General features: G+C 67.0%; 14 protein-coding genes. 10 read left to right on the forward strand and 4 right to left on the reverse strand.

Going from position 1 to position 16250, the window contains the following annotated elements; genetic code table 11:
* Positions 1-28 precede the first annotated feature (28 nt).
* The 7 genes from lgt (at position 29) to ACIIOY_RS01920 (ending at position 6747) form a co-directional block, all read left to right on the forward strand.
* The gene (gene lgt, locus ACIIOY_RS01890) at positions 29-841 is read left to right on the forward strand and encodes a prolipoprotein diacylglyceryl transferase (protein ID WP_411033047.1); all 813 of its coding nucleotides are present in this window, start codon (positions 29-31) and stop codon (positions 839-841) included.
* A gap of 6 nt (positions 842-847) precedes the next feature.
* Positions 848-1948, forward strand: a complete 1101-nt coding sequence (locus ACIIOY_RS01895) for a class I SAM-dependent methyltransferase (RefSeq protein WP_411032906.1) — start codon at positions 848-850, stop codon at positions 1946-1948.
* A gap of 99 nt (positions 1949-2047) precedes the next feature.
* Positions 2048-2839 carry a peptidoglycan editing factor PgeF gene (gene pgeF, locus ACIIOY_RS01900; RefSeq protein ID WP_411032907.1) on the forward strand — a complete coding sequence of 264 codons (792 nt, stop codon included), beginning with the start codon at positions 2048-2050 and terminating at the stop codon, positions 2837-2839.
* Between the two features lie 30 nt (positions 2840-2869).
* Positions 2870-4021 carry a M24 family metallopeptidase gene (locus tag ACIIOY_RS01905; protein WP_411032908.1) on the forward strand — a complete coding sequence of 384 codons (1152 nt, stop codon included), beginning with the start codon at positions 2870-2872 and terminating at the stop codon, positions 4019-4021.
* Between the two features lie 110 nt (positions 4022-4131).
* Positions 4132-4923 (forward strand): hypothetical protein, encoded by a 792-nt coding sequence (locus ACIIOY_RS01910; RefSeq protein ID WP_411033048.1) that lies wholly within the window; start codon positions 4132-4134, stop codon positions 4921-4923.
* Between the two features lie 124 nt (positions 4924-5047).
* The gene (locus ACIIOY_RS01915; protein WP_411032909.1) at positions 5048-5980 is read left to right on the forward strand and encodes a ribose-phosphate pyrophosphokinase; all 933 of its coding nucleotides are present in this window, start codon (positions 5048-5050) and stop codon (positions 5978-5980) included.
* A 137-nt stretch (positions 5981-6117) separates the two neighbouring features.
* Positions 6118-6747 (forward strand): Kazal-type serine protease inhibitor domain-containing protein, encoded by a 630-nt coding sequence (locus tag ACIIOY_RS01920; RefSeq protein ID WP_411032910.1) that lies wholly within the window; start codon positions 6118-6120, stop codon positions 6745-6747.
* Between the two features lie 58 nt (positions 6748-6805).
* Here ACIIOY_RS01920 and ACIIOY_RS01925 read toward each other — a convergent pair whose 3' ends face one another.
* The 3 genes from ACIIOY_RS01925 to ACIIOY_RS01935 form a co-directional block, all read right to left on the reverse strand.
* Positions 6806-7180 (reverse strand): DUF779 domain-containing protein, encoded by a 375-nt coding sequence (locus ACIIOY_RS01925; RefSeq protein ID WP_411032911.1) that lies wholly within the window; start codon positions 7178-7180, stop codon positions 6806-6808.
* Between the two features lie 129 nt (positions 7181-7309).
* Positions 7310-8818 carry an aldehyde dehydrogenase gene (adh, locus tag ACIIOY_RS01930; RefSeq protein ID WP_411032912.1) on the reverse strand — a complete coding sequence of 503 codons (1509 nt, stop codon included), beginning with the start codon at positions 8816-8818 and terminating at the stop codon, positions 7310-7312.
* Positions 8819-8969: 151 nt separating this feature from the next.
* Positions 8970-9929 carry a helix-turn-helix domain-containing protein gene (locus tag ACIIOY_RS01935; RefSeq protein WP_411032913.1) on the reverse strand — a complete coding sequence of 320 codons (960 nt, stop codon included), beginning with the start codon at positions 9927-9929 and terminating at the stop codon, positions 8970-8972.
* A 203-nt stretch (positions 9930-10132) separates the two neighbouring features.
* Between ACIIOY_RS01935 and ACIIOY_RS01940 the strand changes: the two genes are divergently transcribed.
* Positions 10133-11317, forward strand: a complete 1185-nt coding sequence (locus ACIIOY_RS01940; RefSeq protein ID WP_411032914.1) for a benzoate/H(+) symporter BenE family transporter — start codon at positions 10133-10135, stop codon at positions 11315-11317.
* Positions 11318-11320: 3 nt separating this feature from the next.
* Here ACIIOY_RS01940 and ACIIOY_RS01945 read toward each other — a convergent pair whose 3' ends face one another.
* Positions 11321-12775: a hypothetical protein gene (locus ACIIOY_RS01945; RefSeq protein WP_411032915.1), complete on the reverse strand. Its 1455-nt coding sequence runs from the start codon at positions 12773-12775 to the stop codon at positions 11321-11323.
* A 231-nt stretch (positions 12776-13006) separates the two neighbouring features.
* Here ACIIOY_RS01945 and ACIIOY_RS01950 point away from each other — a divergent pair, with 231 nt between their 5' ends.
* Positions 13007-13624, forward strand: coding sequence for a 50S ribosomal protein L25/general stress protein Ctc (locus ACIIOY_RS01950; RefSeq protein ID WP_411032916.1), 618 nt, complete (start codon positions 13007-13009; stop codon positions 13622-13624).
* A gap of 226 nt (positions 13625-13850) precedes the next feature.
* Complete coding sequence (locus ACIIOY_RS01955) at positions 13851-16244, forward strand: EAL domain-containing protein (RefSeq protein WP_411032917.1); 2394 nt, start codon at positions 13851-13853, stop codon at positions 16242-16244.
* Positions 16245-16250 lie beyond the last annotated feature (6 nt).

A 16250-nucleotide genomic window follows, 5' to 3' on the forward strand; every position in this document is an offset into this window, starting at 1 on the left:
GACGAACCTCGCCCAGCTTTTCGCCATCATGCCCTACCCGGAGATCGATCCGGTCGCCTTCCATCTCGGGCCCGTTCCGATCCATTGGTACGGCATCGCCTACGTCGTCGGCATCATGCTGGGCTGGCTCTATGCGCGCCGGCTGATCGAGACGCCGCGGCTTTGGGCCGGCGAAGCGCCGATGACCCGCACCCAGCTCGACGACTTCCTCGTCTGGGCCGCCGTCGGTATCATCCTGGGCGGGCGCATCGGCTATATCCTGTTCTACGATTTCGCCAGCGTCGCCGCAAATCCGCTGCGCGCCGTGCAGGTCTGGAACGGCGGCATGTCGTTCCATGGCGGCTTTGCCGGCACCACGCTCGCCATGATCCTCTTCGCCCGCCGCAACGGCATCCCGATCTGGAGCCTGTTCGACATCGTCGCCGCCGTCGTGCCGATCGGGCTGTTCTTCGGCCGCATCGCCAACTTCGTCAACGGCGAGCTGTGGGGGCGCCTGTCGGATGCACCGTGGGCGGTGGTCTTCCCGCAGGCGGGCCCCTTCGCCCGCCACCCGAGCCAGCTCTACGAAGCAGGCCTTGAGGGCATCGTCCTGCTTTCGGTTCTGGCGATCGCCATCCATCGCTTCGGCGCCCTCAAGCGCCCCGGCCTCGTCACCGGCCTCTTCGTCGCCGGCTATGCGCTCTCGCGCATTGCGGTCGAGTTCTTCCGCGAGCCGGACCCGCAGCTCGGCTACCTCTTCGGCGGCTGGCTGACCATGGGCATGCTGCTTTCTCTGCCGATGCTCGCCGCCGGCATCTGGGCGATCCTGCGCGCCCGCGCCGCCGCGCCGGCCAGCGCCTGAGCGCCCATGCCGACGCCCCTCGCCCGCAAGATCAAGGCGCTGATCCGCACCAACGGCCCCATCAGCGTCACCGACTATTTCGCGCTCTGCCTCGCCGATCCCGAATACGGCTATTACCGCACCCGCGATCCGTTCGGGCGCGCCGGCGATTTCGTCACGGCGCCGGAGGTGAGCCAGCTCTTCGGCGAGATGCTCGGCGTCTTCCTCGTCCACGCCTGGCAGAAGCACGGCGGGCCGGAACAGGTGCGCATCGCCGAGATCGGCCCCGGCCGCGGCACCATGATGGCCGACATGCTGCGCGTCATCGCCAGGATCGCCCCGCAGCTCTACGAGGGCGCGACGGTCCACCTCGTCGAGACGAGCCAGAAGCTGCGCACCGTCCAGCAGGACACGCTCGGCACCCATGCCCCCCGCGTCGCCTGGCACGACAGTTTCGAGGAGCTGCCCGACGGTTTCGTCCTCCTCGCCGCCAACGAGCTTTTCGACGCGATCCCGATCCGCCAGTTCGTCAAGACCTCCTCCGGCTTCCGCGAGCGCATGGTCGGCCTCGACGCGAACGACGAGCTGACCTTCGCCGCCGGCGTCGCCGGCATCGACCCCGCCCTTCTGCCGGAAAACCACAAGACCGTCGCCAACGGCACGATCTTCGAGATCGCCCCTGCCCGCGAGGCCGTGATGGCGACGATCGGCGAGCGCATCGCCCGCTTGGGCGGCACGGCGGTGGTGATCGACTACGGCCATTTCGTCACCGGCTTCGGCGATACGCTGCAGGCGGTGCTGAAGCACGATTTCGACCCGCCGCTTGCCCACCCCGGCGAGGCGGACCTGACGAGCCATGTGGACTTCGAGCGCCTTGCCGGCGCCGCGGCCGCCGCGGGCCTGCATGTGCACGGCATGCTGCATCAGGGCGACTTCCTCATCGGCCTCGGCATCGGCGAGCGCGCCTCCGCCCTCGGCCGCCACCGCGACGAGGCGACGCAGCAGGCGATCCTTTCCGACGTCGACCGGCTGGCGGGCTCCGGGGCCGGGAAAATGGGCGATCTTTTCAAGGTCTTGGCGGTCGGCAGCGCACCGCTCGCGCTCTTTCCCTTCCGCCAGCCCGATTGACACGCCCGCCAAGGCCGGACAACATCCGGCCCGATCTGCACCCCGCATGCCCGGCTAAAATCCTTGCCTGGCGGCCGTCCCGAAGCCAGCCGAGAGACCATGAAGGACCAAGCGCTTCCCTCCCCGATAGAAAGCCCGCTGCTTGCGCAGCACGCGGGCGAGGCCGCGCGCCACGGTTTCTTCACCCGCGCCGGCGGCGTCTCGGAAGGCATCTATCGCGGCCTCAATGTCGGCCTCGGCTCCAGGGACGACCGGGAGAACGTGCACGAGAATCGCGCCCGCGTCGCCCGCTGGTTCTCGGTCGCCCCGGAACGGCTCGCCACCGTGCACCAGGTCCATTCGCCGGATGTCGTCGTGGTCGACGACACCTATGACGGCGCCCGCCCCGCGGCCGACGCGATGGTGAGCGCCACGCCCGGCGTCGTGCTCGGCGTGCTGACGGCCGATTGCGGCCCCATCCTCTTCTGCGATCCGCACGCACGCGTCGTCGGCGCCGCCCATGCCGGCTGGAAGGGCGCGCTTTACGGCGTGCTGGAAAACACCGTCGCGGCCATGGAAAAGCTCGGCGCCAGGCGCGAGCGCATCCTCGCCAGCCTCGGCCCCTCGATCGGCCGGCGGAACTACGAGGTCGGCCCGGAGTTCGTCGAACGCTTCCTCGGCGTCGACAGGGCATACGAACGCTACTTCACGCCGTCCGGGAAGGCCGGGCACGCGATGTTCGACCTGCCGGCCCTGACGACGCAGCGGCTCGCCGATGCCGGGGTCACGGCGGAAAACCTCGACATCTGCACCTATCCCGACGAGGATCGTTTCTTCTCCTACCGGCGCACCACCCACCGGCAGGAGCCCGACTACGGCCGCCAGATTTCGGCGATCATGATAAGGGGCTGAAGCCCCGAAAAAAGCGAGGGACACACCGTCATGGCACTTCACTTCGACACCGAGGAATACGCCAACCGGCTCCAGCGCCTGACCTCCCGCATGCGCGAGGAAAAACTCGACGCCATGCTGCTCTTCGCGCAGGAGAGCATGTACTGGCTGACGGGCTACGACACCTTCGGCTACTGTTTCTTCCAGACCCTGGTCGTGAAGGCGGATGGCGACATGGTGCTCCTGACGCGCTCGGCCGACCTGCGCCAGGCCCGCCACACCTCCAACATCGAGAAGATCGAGATATGGGTCGACCGCGTGAACGCGGACCCGGCGATGGACCTGAAGAACCTGCTCTCCGATCTCGACCTGCTCGGCTGCCGCATCGGCGTCGAATACGACACGCACGGCCTCACCGGCCGCAACACGCGCCTGCTCGACAACCAGCTTCAGAGTTTCGGGGAGATCGTCGACGCCTCGGCGATCGTCAGCCGCCTGCGCCTCATCAAGAGCCCCGCCGAGATCGCCTATGTCGAGCGCGCGGCGGCCCTTTCCGACGACGCGCTCGCCGCGGCCCTGCCGCTCATCGCGCCGGGCGGCGACGAGGCGGCGATCCTGGCCGCGCTGCAAAATGCGGTGCTTGCGGGCGGCGGAGACTATGCCGCCAACGAATTCGTCATCGGTTCGGGCGCCGATGCGCTGCTCTGCCGCTCCAAGTCGGGCCGCCGCAGGCTCGATGCACAGGACCAGCTCACCCTCGAATGGTCGGGCGTCAGCGCGCGCTACCATGCGCCAATGATGCGCACGGCCATCATCGGCGAGCCGACCAGCCGACACCGCGAACTCTATAGCGCCTGCCGCGAAGCCATCCAGGCGATGGAGATGGTTCTGCGCCCCGGCAATACCTTCGGCACCGTCTTCGAGACCTTCGCCCGCATCATCGACGAGCGCGGCCTTGCCCGGCACCGGCTGAACACCTGCGGCTATTCCGTCGGCGCCCGCTTCGCCCCGTCCTGGATGGACCCGCAGATGTTTCTCATGGGCAATCCGCAGGAAATCGAGCCGAACATGTCGCTCTTCGTGCACACGATCATCCTCGATTCCGACAGCACCACGGCCATGACGCTCGGCCAGACCTACCTTACGACCACCGACACGCCGAAACCGCTGTCGCGCTACGGGCTCGATTTCATCGAGGTCTGACAATGTGCCGCCCGCAAGATCCTGCGATTGACAGGACTTGCCGCGGCACCCCATAAATCGTTGCGGGGAACGGAGGAGGCGCAAGCCTCCGCAGGACACGGACGATGGCAATGCACGAGCTGATGAAGCGGCTGGCACTGATCGGCCTTATCGCCACCCTTGCCGGCTGCAACAGCACCGACGCGCTGACGCCCCGCGCCGATGTCGGCGGCGGCTTCAATTCGCCGCCGGTGACCCAGAGCGATCTCGACCAGATGAGCGCCGAGACGACACCGGTCACCACCATGCCGGTTGCCACCGCCACCCAGCAGACCGCCTTCACCGACGCGGGCGCGAGCGCCACGGGCGTATCGACCGGCGAGGACACGGCCGGCACGTTGCAGGCCCAGGCCGACGCGCTCGCCCGCAACAGCGCCGCACGCGACACGAGCCAATCGGACGCCGGCCTTGCCCGCACGGCGGCGCAGCGCTCGCTCGCGGCGGAAACCTCCGGGGGAGCGGAGGAAACCGCGGCGCTGCCGCGCGCCACCGAGGCCGGCGAGACGATCCGCTTCCTGCCGATCATCGGCGCGCCGGTCGAGGCCGTCACGCCGCTTTCCAAACGCCTCGGCGCGGAGGCGCGCTCCAACGGGCTGACGATCCGCAGCGCCTCGGACAACTCCACCCGGTACATCCTGAAGGGCTACTTCTCCGCCATGAACGACAACGGCAAGACCACCGTCGTCTATGTCTGGGACGTGCTCGACGGCAGCGGCGCGCGGCTTCACCGCATCCAGGGCCAGGAAACCGTCTCGGGCACCGCGGCCGATCCGTGGACGGTCGTGCCGGCGCGCACGATGGAAGGCATCGCCCAAAAGACGATCCGCCAATATCTCGACTGGCGCGGCGCCACCCGCGGTTAAGCACGTGAACGGTTAATCACAGCGAAATGCGAAGAAACGCTTTTCCGATACGGCAAGGCCCTTGCATTCAAGGATTTTGCCGCTTAAAGGCCCCCCATCAGCATAATCCACAGGCGGACCATAGATGAAGGTTTTCGCGGGCAATTCGAACCGGCTTCTGGCCGAAGCGATCTGCAATTATCTGAATGTCCCGCTCGGCCGCGCCACGGTCAGACGCTTCGCAGACCAGGAAATCTTCGTCGAAATCCAGGAGAACGTGCGCGGCGAGGATGTCTTCGTCGTCCAGTCGACCTCCTTCCCGACCAACGACCACCTGATGGAACTGCTCATCATGATCGATGCGATCCGCCGCTCCTCGGCGCGCCGCATCACGGCCGTGATCCCCTATTTCGGCTATGCCCGCCAGGACCGCAAGCCGGGTCCCCGCACGCCGATCTCCGCCAAGCTCGTCGCCAACCTCATCACCGAAGCCGGCGCCGACCGCGTGCTGACGCTCGACCTGCACGCCGGCCAGATCCAGGGCTTCTTCGACATCCCCACCGACAACCTCTACGCCGTGCCGATCCTGGCCCGCGACGTGAAGGAAAACTACGACCTCAAGAACGTCATGGTGGTCTCGCCGGACGTCGGCGGCGTGGTGCGCGCCCGCGCGCTCGCCAAGCGGCTCGACAGCCAGCTGGCGATCGTCGACAAGCGCCGCGAGCGCGCCGGCGAATCCGAAGTCATGAACGTCATCGGCGATGTGACCGGCAAGGACTGTCTCTTGATCGACGACATCGTCGATTCGGGCGGCACGCTCTGCAACGCGGCCGAGGCCCTGCTCAAGAACGGCGCGACCAGCGTCACCGCCTACATCACCCATGGCGTGCTCTCCGGCGGCGCGGTGGCGCGCGTCACCTCCTCCAAGCTCAAGGAGCTGGTGATCACCGACTCGATCCAGCCGACCACGGCCGTCCAGTCGGCGCACAACATCCGCGTCATCACGACCGCCAACCTGCTCGGCGAGGCGATCAACCGCACCAGCGCGGAAGAATCGGTCTCCAGCCTCTTCGACTGATCCGGCGGGCCTGAGCGCCTATCCTCGATTGCACACCCCTCGGAATCGCTCAATCACCGCCTGTTTTTCGCTTGCGCGATGGTACCGAACGCGCCCGTTTTGCGTTAGGGTCCGGCAGGAATCAGCAGGAGGACCCCATGCCATCGATGTCGCCTCTCTTTCGCCGGCTGGCGGGCCGCATAGCCATCCTTCTCGCCGCCGGCACGCTTGCGGCCTGCTCGGTCGAGGCCGACCAGGGCGCCGGTGGCCACCGCCCGCGCCCGCAGGCCTGCACCATGGAATATCTTCCGGTATGCGGCGCGCGCGGCAACGATCTCCAGACGTTCGCGAACGCCTGCGAAGCGCGTTCGAGCGGCTACCGGATCGTCGGCCGCGGCGAGTGCCGCCACGGCGGCTGGCCGGATCCGCGCCCGGACGAGGGCCGCGCCTGCACGCGCGAGTACGCGCCGGTCTGCGGCGCGCGCGGCCGTGACCGCCAGACGTTCGCGAATGCCTGCGAGGCACGCCGGAGCGGCTATGACATCCTCGGCCGCGGCGAATGCCAGGGCCGCCGTCCCGACGGCGACTGGGGCGACGGCCGGGATCGCGACCGTGACCGGCCGGACTGGCGCGACCGGGATCGCGACCGCGGCGACCAGCGCGTCTGCACGATGGAATACAATCCGGTCTGCGGACAACGCGGCCGCGACCGCAGGACGTTCGGAAACGCCTGCTCGGCCGGCTCCGAAGGTTATCAGGTCGTCCATCCCGGCGAATGCCGCGGCTGATGAACGCCGGACGGCATGAATGCGAAACCCCGTCGGCCCGCCGGCGGGGTTCTTGCTTCTAACGCCCCGGCAAAGGGCAGGCCTCGCCGGCGCCGAAGAGGCGCGAGCGGGTGAGGAAGCGCTTCTCCCGGCCGTTGTCGAGCGAGAACATGCCGCCGCGCCCCGGCACGACGTCGATGATGAGCTGCGTGTGCTTCCAGGCCTCGAACTGGCTTTCGCTGATATAGACCGGCACGCCGCCGATCTCGCCGAGCTTCACGTCGCGGTCGCCGACGATGTAGTCGTCCGCCGGATAGCACATGGGCGAGGAACCGTCGCAGCAGCCGCCCGACTGGTGGAACAGGATTTCGGGATGATCCGCCTGGATCTCCCGGATGAGCGCGAGCGCGGCATCGGTCGCCACCACACGCGGCTCGGATCTGTCTTCGGACATCGCACCCTCCTATCGCACGTTTTCCCTCCCCCCGGAAACGGGGAGAGGGATGGGGCAGGAACAAAGGCGGACAGGGTCCTGCCCTTCGGTCGCCTTCTCCGGTGAGGGGTGGAGAAGGAGCGCGGCCGCTCAGAAGAACCCGAGCGCCTTGGGAGAGTAGCTGACCAGCATGTTCTTGGTCTGCTGGTAGTGGTCGAGCATCATCTTGTGCGTCTCGCGGCCGATGCCCGACTGCTTGTAGCCGCCGAAGGCGGCGTGCGCCGGATAGGCATGGTAGCAATTGGTCCACACGCGGCCGGCCTGGATGTCGCGGCCGAAGTGGTAGCAGCGGTTCGCGTCGCGGCTCCACACGCCGGCGCCGAGGCCGTAGAGCGTGTCGTTGGCGATGGCGAGCGCTTCCGCATCGTCCTTGAAGGTCGTGACCGAGACGACCGGCCCGAAGATCTCCTCCTGGAAGATGCGCATCTTGTTGTGGCCGCGGAAGACGGTCGGCTTGACGTAGTAACCTTCGGAAAGCTCGCCGCCGAGGTCGTTGCGCGCCCCGCCGGTCAGGACTTCGGCCCCTTCCTGCCGGCCGATGTCGATGTAGGACAGGATCTTTTCCAGCTGCTCGGAAGAAGCCTGTGCGCCGATCATCGTCGCCGTGTCGAGCGGGTTGCCCTGCACGATCTTCTCGACGCGCGCGATCGCCTTCTCCATGAAGCGGTCGTAGATCTTCTCGTGCACCAGCGCGCGGCTAGGGCACGTGCAGACCTCGCCCTGGTTGAGCGCGAACATGGCGAAGCCTTCGAGCGCCTTGTCGAGATAGTCGTCGTCCTCGCGCATGACGTCTTCGAAGAAGATGTTCGGCGACTTGCCGCCGAGCTCCAGCGTCACCGGAATGAGGTTCTGGCTGGCATATTGCATGATCAGGCGGCCGGTCGTCGTCTCGCCGGTGAACGCGATCTTGGCGATGCGCGGGTTGGAGGCGAGCGGCTTGCCGGCTTCGAGGCCGAAGCCGTTGACGATGTTGAGCACGCCCGGCGGCAGGAGGTCGCCGACGAGCTCGGCCCAGACGAGGATCGAGGACGGCGTCTGCTCGGCCGGCTTCAGCACGACGCAGTTGCCGGCGGCAAGCGCGGGCGCCAGCTTCCAGGCGGCCATCAGGATCGGGAAGTTCCAGGGGATGATCTGGCCGACGACGCCGAGCGGCTCGTGGAAGTGATAGGCGATGGTCTCGTGGTCGACCTCGCCGATCGTGCCTTCCTGCGCGCGCACGCAGGCGGCGAAGTAGCGGAAGTGATCGATGGCGAGCGGGATGTCGGCGGCGAGCGTCTCGCGCAGCGGCTTGCCGTTGTCCCAGGTCTCCGCCTTGGCGAGCAATTCGAGATTGTCCTCCATGCGGCTCGCGATCTTCATGAGGATGTTGGAGCGCTCGGTGGCGGAGGTGCGGCCCCACTTGTCCTTGACGGCATGGGCCGCGTCGAGGGCGAGCTCTATGTCGGCGGCGTCGGAGCGGGCGACCTCGCAGAGCTTGCCGCCGGTGATCGGCGTGATGTTGTCGAAATAGCGGCCCGCGACGGGCTCCTTCCATTCGCCGCCGATGAAGTTGCCGTATTTCGTCTTGTACGGGTTTTCGACGATCTTCTGATGCAGCATCTCAATTCCTCCCATGAAAGGCCCCGGACGGGCCGTCGAGGAAATGGTGCTGCGCTTCGCGATATTGCGGTAGGGGGCCGCAGGCGATGCCGGCGGCGACTGTTTCAGAATTGAGACAGGAGGACGCGGCAGCCTGTGCTGCGATGCAGCATCAGTTGATCGACAGCTTCTTCATCTTCCGGTAGAGCGTCGCGCGGCTGATGCCGAGCAGGTCCGCGGCCTGGCTGACATTGCCGCCGGCGCGGGTGAGGACGCGGCGGAGCGCCGCGCGCTCGGCATCGTCCAGATCCCGCCCCTCCTCCGCCCGGTCCTCGTGCAGGAGGTCGGAGGCGGCAATGCCGGCAGAGATGCGCCGGTCGTCGAGGCCGAGCACCTGCCGGGCCGCGCGGGTGGCGCCGAGCACGAGGTCGTCGCGGTCGACGGCAAGCAGCGCCGGCGCGGCGCGGCCCTCGACGGGCACGAGCAGGATGCGGGCAGCGGCGAAGGCGCGGCGGAAAAGCCCCGCCTCGATGCGGGAGGCCGCATCGCGCACGGCCTGCGAGAGGATCGCCATGGTCATCTCGTTCGCATCGTCGCGGCAGGTGGAGATGTCGATGGCCGCCGCGATGCGGCCCGTATGGTCGCGGATCGGCGCCGTCGTGCAGGAGAGCCCGGTGTTCTGCGACAGGAAATGCTGGTCGCGCAGGATGAGCACCGGCCGCTCGTCGGCCAGCGCCGTGCCGATGCCGTTGGTGCCGACGCTCGCCTCGCTCCAGACCGTGCCGGACCAGAGGCCGACGCCGCGGAAATCCCGGTCATCGCCGGCCGCGCCGCGCCGTTCGAGCGCAATGCCGTTCTCGTCCGTCAGAAGCAGGCAGCAGCCGGCCTTGCCGACCGTCGCGAAGAGCCGGTCGAGCTCGCCCCGCGCCTCCTCGATCAGGACGCTGGAGCGCGCGCGGGCCTGACGGAATTCCGGCTCGGTGAGCCTCCAGGGCGTGCGCGCCTCCTCGGGTGAAAGCCCGTGCAGGGTCAGGCAGCGGCGCCACGAGGCCGCAACCGGCGAACTCGCCGCGGCAGAGGCGTGGGCCGCAACGGTGTGCACATGATCCGCGTGATCGAAACGCGCAGACATCCGCTCTCCTCCCCGAAAGCTTCCGGCCGATCGTCGCACCAAGATATAACGCCGGCGGACTATACGCATGTTTCCGCCTGCCGGTCCAGCAGGACGAAGGTTCAAGGATCAATGTGGGAACTGCACGCCGCCCCGACAAGCCTGTTTCCAAGCCTCGCGGCGCCTGTTACCAGTGCACGTTCCTTTCCTGCATCGATCTTGCCATGCTTCGTGATTTCTCCGCCCAAGCCCTGTTCATGGGCCTGCTCACCGCCTTCGTCGGCTTCGCCAGTTCCTTCGCCGTCGTGCTGCACGGGCTGACGGGCGTCGGCGCCACGGAGGCCGAGGCCGCGTCCGGCCTGATGGCGCTGTCGGTCTCGATGGGCCTTTGCGCCATCGTGCTCAGCGTCGCGACGCGCCTGCCCGTCTCCATCGCCTGGTCGACGCCCGGCGCGGCGCTTCTTGCAAGCTCGGGCGCCGTCGAAGGCGGCTTTGCCACGGCGGTCGGCGGGTTCCTCGTCTGCGCCGCGCTGATCGTCGTTGCCGGCCTGTGGAGGCCCCTCGGCCGCATGGTCGCCGCCATTCCCGCCACGCTCGCCAATGCCATGCTCTCGGGCGTGCTCATCGGCCTCTGCTTCGCACCCGTCAAGGCCATCGCCTTCGATCCGCTGCTCGGCCTGCCGATCGTGCTCGCCTGGGTCGCCGTCGGCAGCGTCAACAGGCTCTATGCCGTGCCGGCGGCGCTTGCCGCCTTCGTCGCGGTGCTCGCCTTCGGCGTCGAGATTCCGGACGGCGCCCTTGCCGGCCTTGCCGATACGCTGCTGCCGAAGCCGGAGATCGTCGCGCCAGCCTTCACCGTGGCCGGGCTCGTCGGCATCGCGCTGCCGCTCTTCATCGTCACCATGGCCTCGCAGAACATCCCGGGCATCGCGGTGTTGAAGGTCAACCACTACGAGCCCAATCCCGGCCCGCTCTTCGCCGTCACCGGCCTCTTCTCGATGCTTTCCGCCCCGTTCGGCGGCCATGCGGTCAATCTTGCGGCCATCACCGCCGCCATGTGCGCGGGCAGCGACGCCCATCCCGACCCGGCGAAACGCTACTGGGCGGCGATCAATGCGGGCGTGTTCTACGTGGTCTTCGGCCTTGCCGCAGGCGCGGTCACCGCCTTCGTCGGCCTTGCTCCGCCGATCCTCATCCAGGCCGTCGCCGGCCTCGCGCTGATCAGCGCCTTCGCAAGCTCCGCCCTCAACGCCTTCCGGGAACCGGAAAGCCGCGAGGCGGCGGCCGTGACCTTCCTCGTCACCGCCTCCGGCGTTTCCTTCGCCGGCATTTCAGGCGCCTTCTGGGGGCTTGTCGCCGGCGGCCTGATGATGGCGCTCACCCGCTTCGCGGGCAAGCTTCGGGCATGACGCCTATTTCTGGTACGGCAGCGGGCGGCCGTTGATGAACACCTTGCCGTCCTCGCCGACCGCCAGGTCCCAGGCCTGCGCGCCGCCGCCGGCGTCGCGGGCGAGCCCCTTCATCATGAGAAGGCCGAAAGCCGCCTGGCCGAACTGCGGCACGGCGGCGGCGTTCTCCTGGAGATAGGCGACCGTCTTGTCGAAGTCGCGCATGGTGATCGTCACGTCGGCGCTGCGGCGATCCTTCTGCGCGGGATAGACCACCATCCTGCCGCTGAGATGCACGTCGTAGATCGGCGAAACGGCCGAGACCTCCTCGAATTCGACGGTCATTGCCCCGCTCGGCATGACGATGCGGCCGATCTCCTTGTTCTGCTCTTCGGTCAGCGGCTCCGGCCTGGTGAAATCCGCATGGTCGATGAGATAGGTGACGGCGCCGGCAAGGTCGAGACCGGGCACGGCCGCCTTGAAGGTCGCCCGTTCCGGCACCGCGCCTTCGTAGGCCGCCGGCAGGATGCCCGCCGGCGGCTTCGGCCTCTCCACGCCGAAACCGAAGCCGAGACGGGTCGAGTGGGCAATGCCGTTCATGGCGAGGTTGTAGCTGACGGATTCGGCACCGAACGTGCCCTTCTGCGTTCCGACCGTCACGTTCGAGGCCTTGATCGTCTCCGTCAGGTTGTCGAAGACCGGCAGGCAAGCGCGCAGCAGGTCCTTGAGCCGCGCCGCGTCCGCCGCGTCGAGCTTGTGCTTGTGCATGTTGTCGAGCACGAAGAAGACGAGGTCCTGCACCACCTTGTAGCGCGCGCCGTCCATGCTGACGTCGATGTCGACTGTATCGGCGCCGATATCCACCCGGCCGGAAGGCCCGCCGGTGATCGTCTCGGCGAAGGCCTTCATCACGCCGGTGCTGGAAATGTCGATCGTGCCGGCATCCTTCTTCTCGGCCGAAACGCGCATCGCCGTCTCGCCGAAACTTGCCGTCACGCTTTCCTTCGGCGAGGTGCTGGAGAAGGAGAGCCGCTTCGCCGTCCAGTCGGCCGAGGTGAAATAGAGGATGTCCGGATCGTAGATGCCGTCGAGCTTCATCGAATCGACGACATAGGAGAACGAGTTCTTTCCGTCCGCGACGTCGACCGTTCCCTTGATGTCGAAACTGTCGTTCGCTTCGATGCGGTAAGTGCCCTCCGGCGTCGGCCGCAGATAGGCGGTCGTCGGCTTCAGCCCCTCGAGGTGCACGGCGCCGGTCTTCGCCTTGTCGAGAAGCACCGCCGGGTCGAAGCGCAGTTCGTAGAAGGAGGTCGCGGCCCTGACGGTGAGGAGGCCGGCGTCGATCATCTCCTGCGGAAGGTAGCGCGTGAGGCGCTGCTGGATGCTTTCGGCTTCGGCGGGCGACACGTCCTGAGCGGAGACGGGGGACGCGGATGCCAGCGCGATCGCGGCCGAGGCCATCAGGATCTGTCTTCTCATCATGGCCTCCTTCGCCCAACCGGTCCATACCGAACATCCAATCGTGACCGCACCGTGTCAATCCGGGCGCGGGCCTTGCATTTCCGGGCATTCTCGTTTATCGAGCCCCCGTCCGCGTAGACACCCTTGGAGGCAACGCGGATGAGGCTTTCACGAAATCCTCAAGCCTTGCGCGGCCGCGGTTCGCTCCGCCTGCGGAAGGCTCTCCAGTAACACACGAAAGGTAAAGCCATGAGCCACGAAACCTACGAGCTCAAGGCCGAAACGCGCGAACGGGTTGGTAAGGGGTCCTCCCGTGAACTTCGCCGCAACGGCCTTATTCCTGCAGTTATCTACGGCGACAAGCAGGCCCCCCTCGCCATCGCCGTCTCCACCAAGGACGTCACCCACCGCATCCACGCCGGCGGCTTCAAGACGACCGTCGCCACGATCGACGTCAACGGCGAGAAGATCAAGGTCCTGCCGAAGGACTACCAGCTGGACCCGGTCCGCGACTTCACGATGCATGTCGACTTCCTCCGCGTTTCGGGCAACACCCAGGTCGTGGTCGAAGTGCCGGTTCACTTCATCAACGAAGAGAAGTCCCCGGGCATCAAGGCCGGCGGCGTCCTGAACATCGTGCGCCACGCTGTCGAGCTGCACGCCTCCGCCAGCGACATCCCGGAATTCCTGACGGCGGACCTCACCGGCCTGAAGGTCGGCGACGGCATCCACATCTCGAACATCACGCTGCCGAAGGGCACGAGCCCGGTCATCACCGACCGCGACTTCACGATCGCCACGATCGCGGTTCCGGCCGCCGGCGTGAGCGAAGAAGAGGAAACGGAAGCGGAAGCTTCCGAAGAATAATCCTTTCGACGGGATCTTTCCTGAACCCCGTGTCCGCGAGGACGCGGGGTTTTTGTTTGCCCGCCCGCCGGCACCGCCGCCGCGGGAAGCTTGAATTACCGGCATTTTTTCGGATCGTCATTTCAGCAACATTTAAGACTTTGATGAAAGCCTAAGCCCTAAGATGACGAAAGCCAAAGAGGGGCGTCATGGATTGGCTTCGCGCAGTGGCAGGGGGGCAGCCGGCATGAAAGTGCATTCGGTGGAAAGCCGCTTCATCGCTATCGTCATCGGCGCCCTCCTCGTCTTCGTCGCTCCGCTGTTCGTCCTGTTCCTCATCCTGTCCTCCGACCGCGTCGCGCGCGAGCGCCTGCAAAACACGGAAGTCCTGCTGAAGGCCAATGTCCAGGCGCTCGGCAAGCCGCTGTGGGATTTCGACAAGGAGAGCATCGACCAAATCGCCGGCGCCCTCCAGGCCGACAGCGGCATCAGCTTCGTGCGGGTGCGCGACACCGCGGACGTCATCGACGTGCGCAAGCCGGCCGTGGCGCCCGATCCGGACGAGGCCCGCTCCATCGTGAAGGCCGACATCCTGCACAAGGCCTCGGACGGCATCAAGAAGGTCGGCACGGCGGAAATCTGGCTCACGAAGGAAGGCATCTTCTCGCGCTTCACGAAGGACGAGATGACCATCTTCGCCATCTTCGTCTTCGCCGTCGCGACGCTCTTCACGGCCGCCATCATCGGCAACCGCATCACGATCATCCGGCCGCTGATGCGGCTGACGGCCGCGATAGAGGCCACCCGGCGGCTCGGCTCGCGCCATCACGTCGACTGGACCTCGAACGACGAGATGGGCGCGCTCGCGCACAATTTCAACGAGATGCAGAGCAAGCTGGAACGCGAGGAGAAGGAGCTGAAGCTGGCGCATGCCCGCGCCACCGACATCTACAACCTCACGCCCGCGATGCTTTTCTCCATCGACAGCCGCAACTGCATCACCGCCGTCAGCGACTACTGGCTGACGGCGACGGGCTACCGCCGCGAGCAGGTGATCGGCCAGGAGTTCACCGATTTCGTCGTCGAGGAATGGCGCGAGACCTACCGCAAGCGCCACGCGACGAACAGGCTGGACGGCGGCATCTGCGAGGTCACGGTGCGCTTTCGCTGCGCCGACGACAGCGTCATTGACGTGCTGATCCTCGAGACGGGCGTGGAGGCGAGCAGCAGCCGTCAGGCGCTCTCGCTTTCCGTCATGACTGACGTCACCGACCTCAAGGAGGCGGAGAACCGCAACCACCGGCAGGCGATCACGGACCATCTGACCGGCCTCCTCAACCGGCAGGGCTTCGAATCCGTGCTCGACGACCTGATCGGCGAGGCCGACGCGCTCGGCCAGCAGCTCGCCTGCCTCTTCGTCGACCTCGACCGCTTCAAGTGGATCAACGACAATCTCGGCCATGCGGCCGGCGACGACGTGCTCTGCCAGGTGGCGGCGCGGCTGCGCCGGCAGCTTCGCGCGGGCGACATGATCGCCCGGCTCGGCGGCGACGAGTTCGCCATCCTGCTTTCGGCCCCGAACGCCCGCCAGCTCGCCCTCGATGTCAGCGAACGTCTGGTGGCGAGCCTGAAGGCGCCGCTCGCCGTCAACGGCGCCGAGCTTAACGTCAGCGCCAGCATCGGCGTCGCGATCTACCCGGACCATGCCGCCACCGCCGCATGCCTCCTGCAGAAATCGGACATGGCCATGTATGCGCGCAAGCGCGGCGGCAAGAACGGCGTGCAGCTCTTCGACAACAACATGCTCGACATCGCCCGCAAGCGGCTGGAAACCGAGCAGTTCATCGATCAGGGCCTGCGCGACGACTGGTTCACCGCCCATCTCCAGCCGATCGTCGGCCTGTGCGACGGGCGCGTGGCCGGCTTCGAGGCGCTGATGCGCCTGCGCCATCCCGAGCGCGGCCTCCTGCCGCCGGCCGAGATCATCGGCATCGCCGAGGAGAACGGCTCGATCGGCCGCATCGGCGACTGCATCCTGTCGAAGTCCGTCGCCAGCCTTGCCGTCATCTCGAAGCTTGACGGGCTCGCCGACACCTATCTCGCAGTGAATTTCTCGCCGCTGCAGTTCGAGCCCGCCCTGCCCTCCCGCCTCGCCGCCCTGCTGCTCGAACACGGCATCCTGCCCTCGCGCATCGTCGTCGAGATCACCGAGGCCGTGCTGATGCTCGACAATCCGGTGGTGCGCGAGGTGCTCGACGCGCTCTCCGATCTCGGCTGCCGCATCGCGCTCGACGATTTCGGCACCGGCTATTCGTCGCTCAGCTACCTCAACCGCTTCCCGGTCGATATCGTGAAGGTCGACCAGTCCTTCACCCGCTCGCTCTCCAGCGACCAGCCGGACGTGCGCCGCAAGAGCCGCATGCTCGTCGAGGGCATCCGCACCATCTCGCACCAGATGGGCTGCGCCGTGGTGGCGGAAGGCATCGAGACCACGGAGCAATGGGATATCCTCCAGGCCATGAACATCGAGTTCGGCCAGGGCTACCTCCTGAGCAAGCCCCTGCCGCTCGATGCGCTCCTGGAAAAGCTGGACGAATTTGCAATGCCGGGCCTGCCCGAGCGCCGGGCCGCAACGTCCTGAGGGGAT

The sequence above is a fragment of the Shinella agrisoli genome (genome assembly GCF_046557955.1).
Lineage (GTDB): Bacteria > Pseudomonadota > Alphaproteobacteria > Rhizobiales > Rhizobiaceae > Shinella.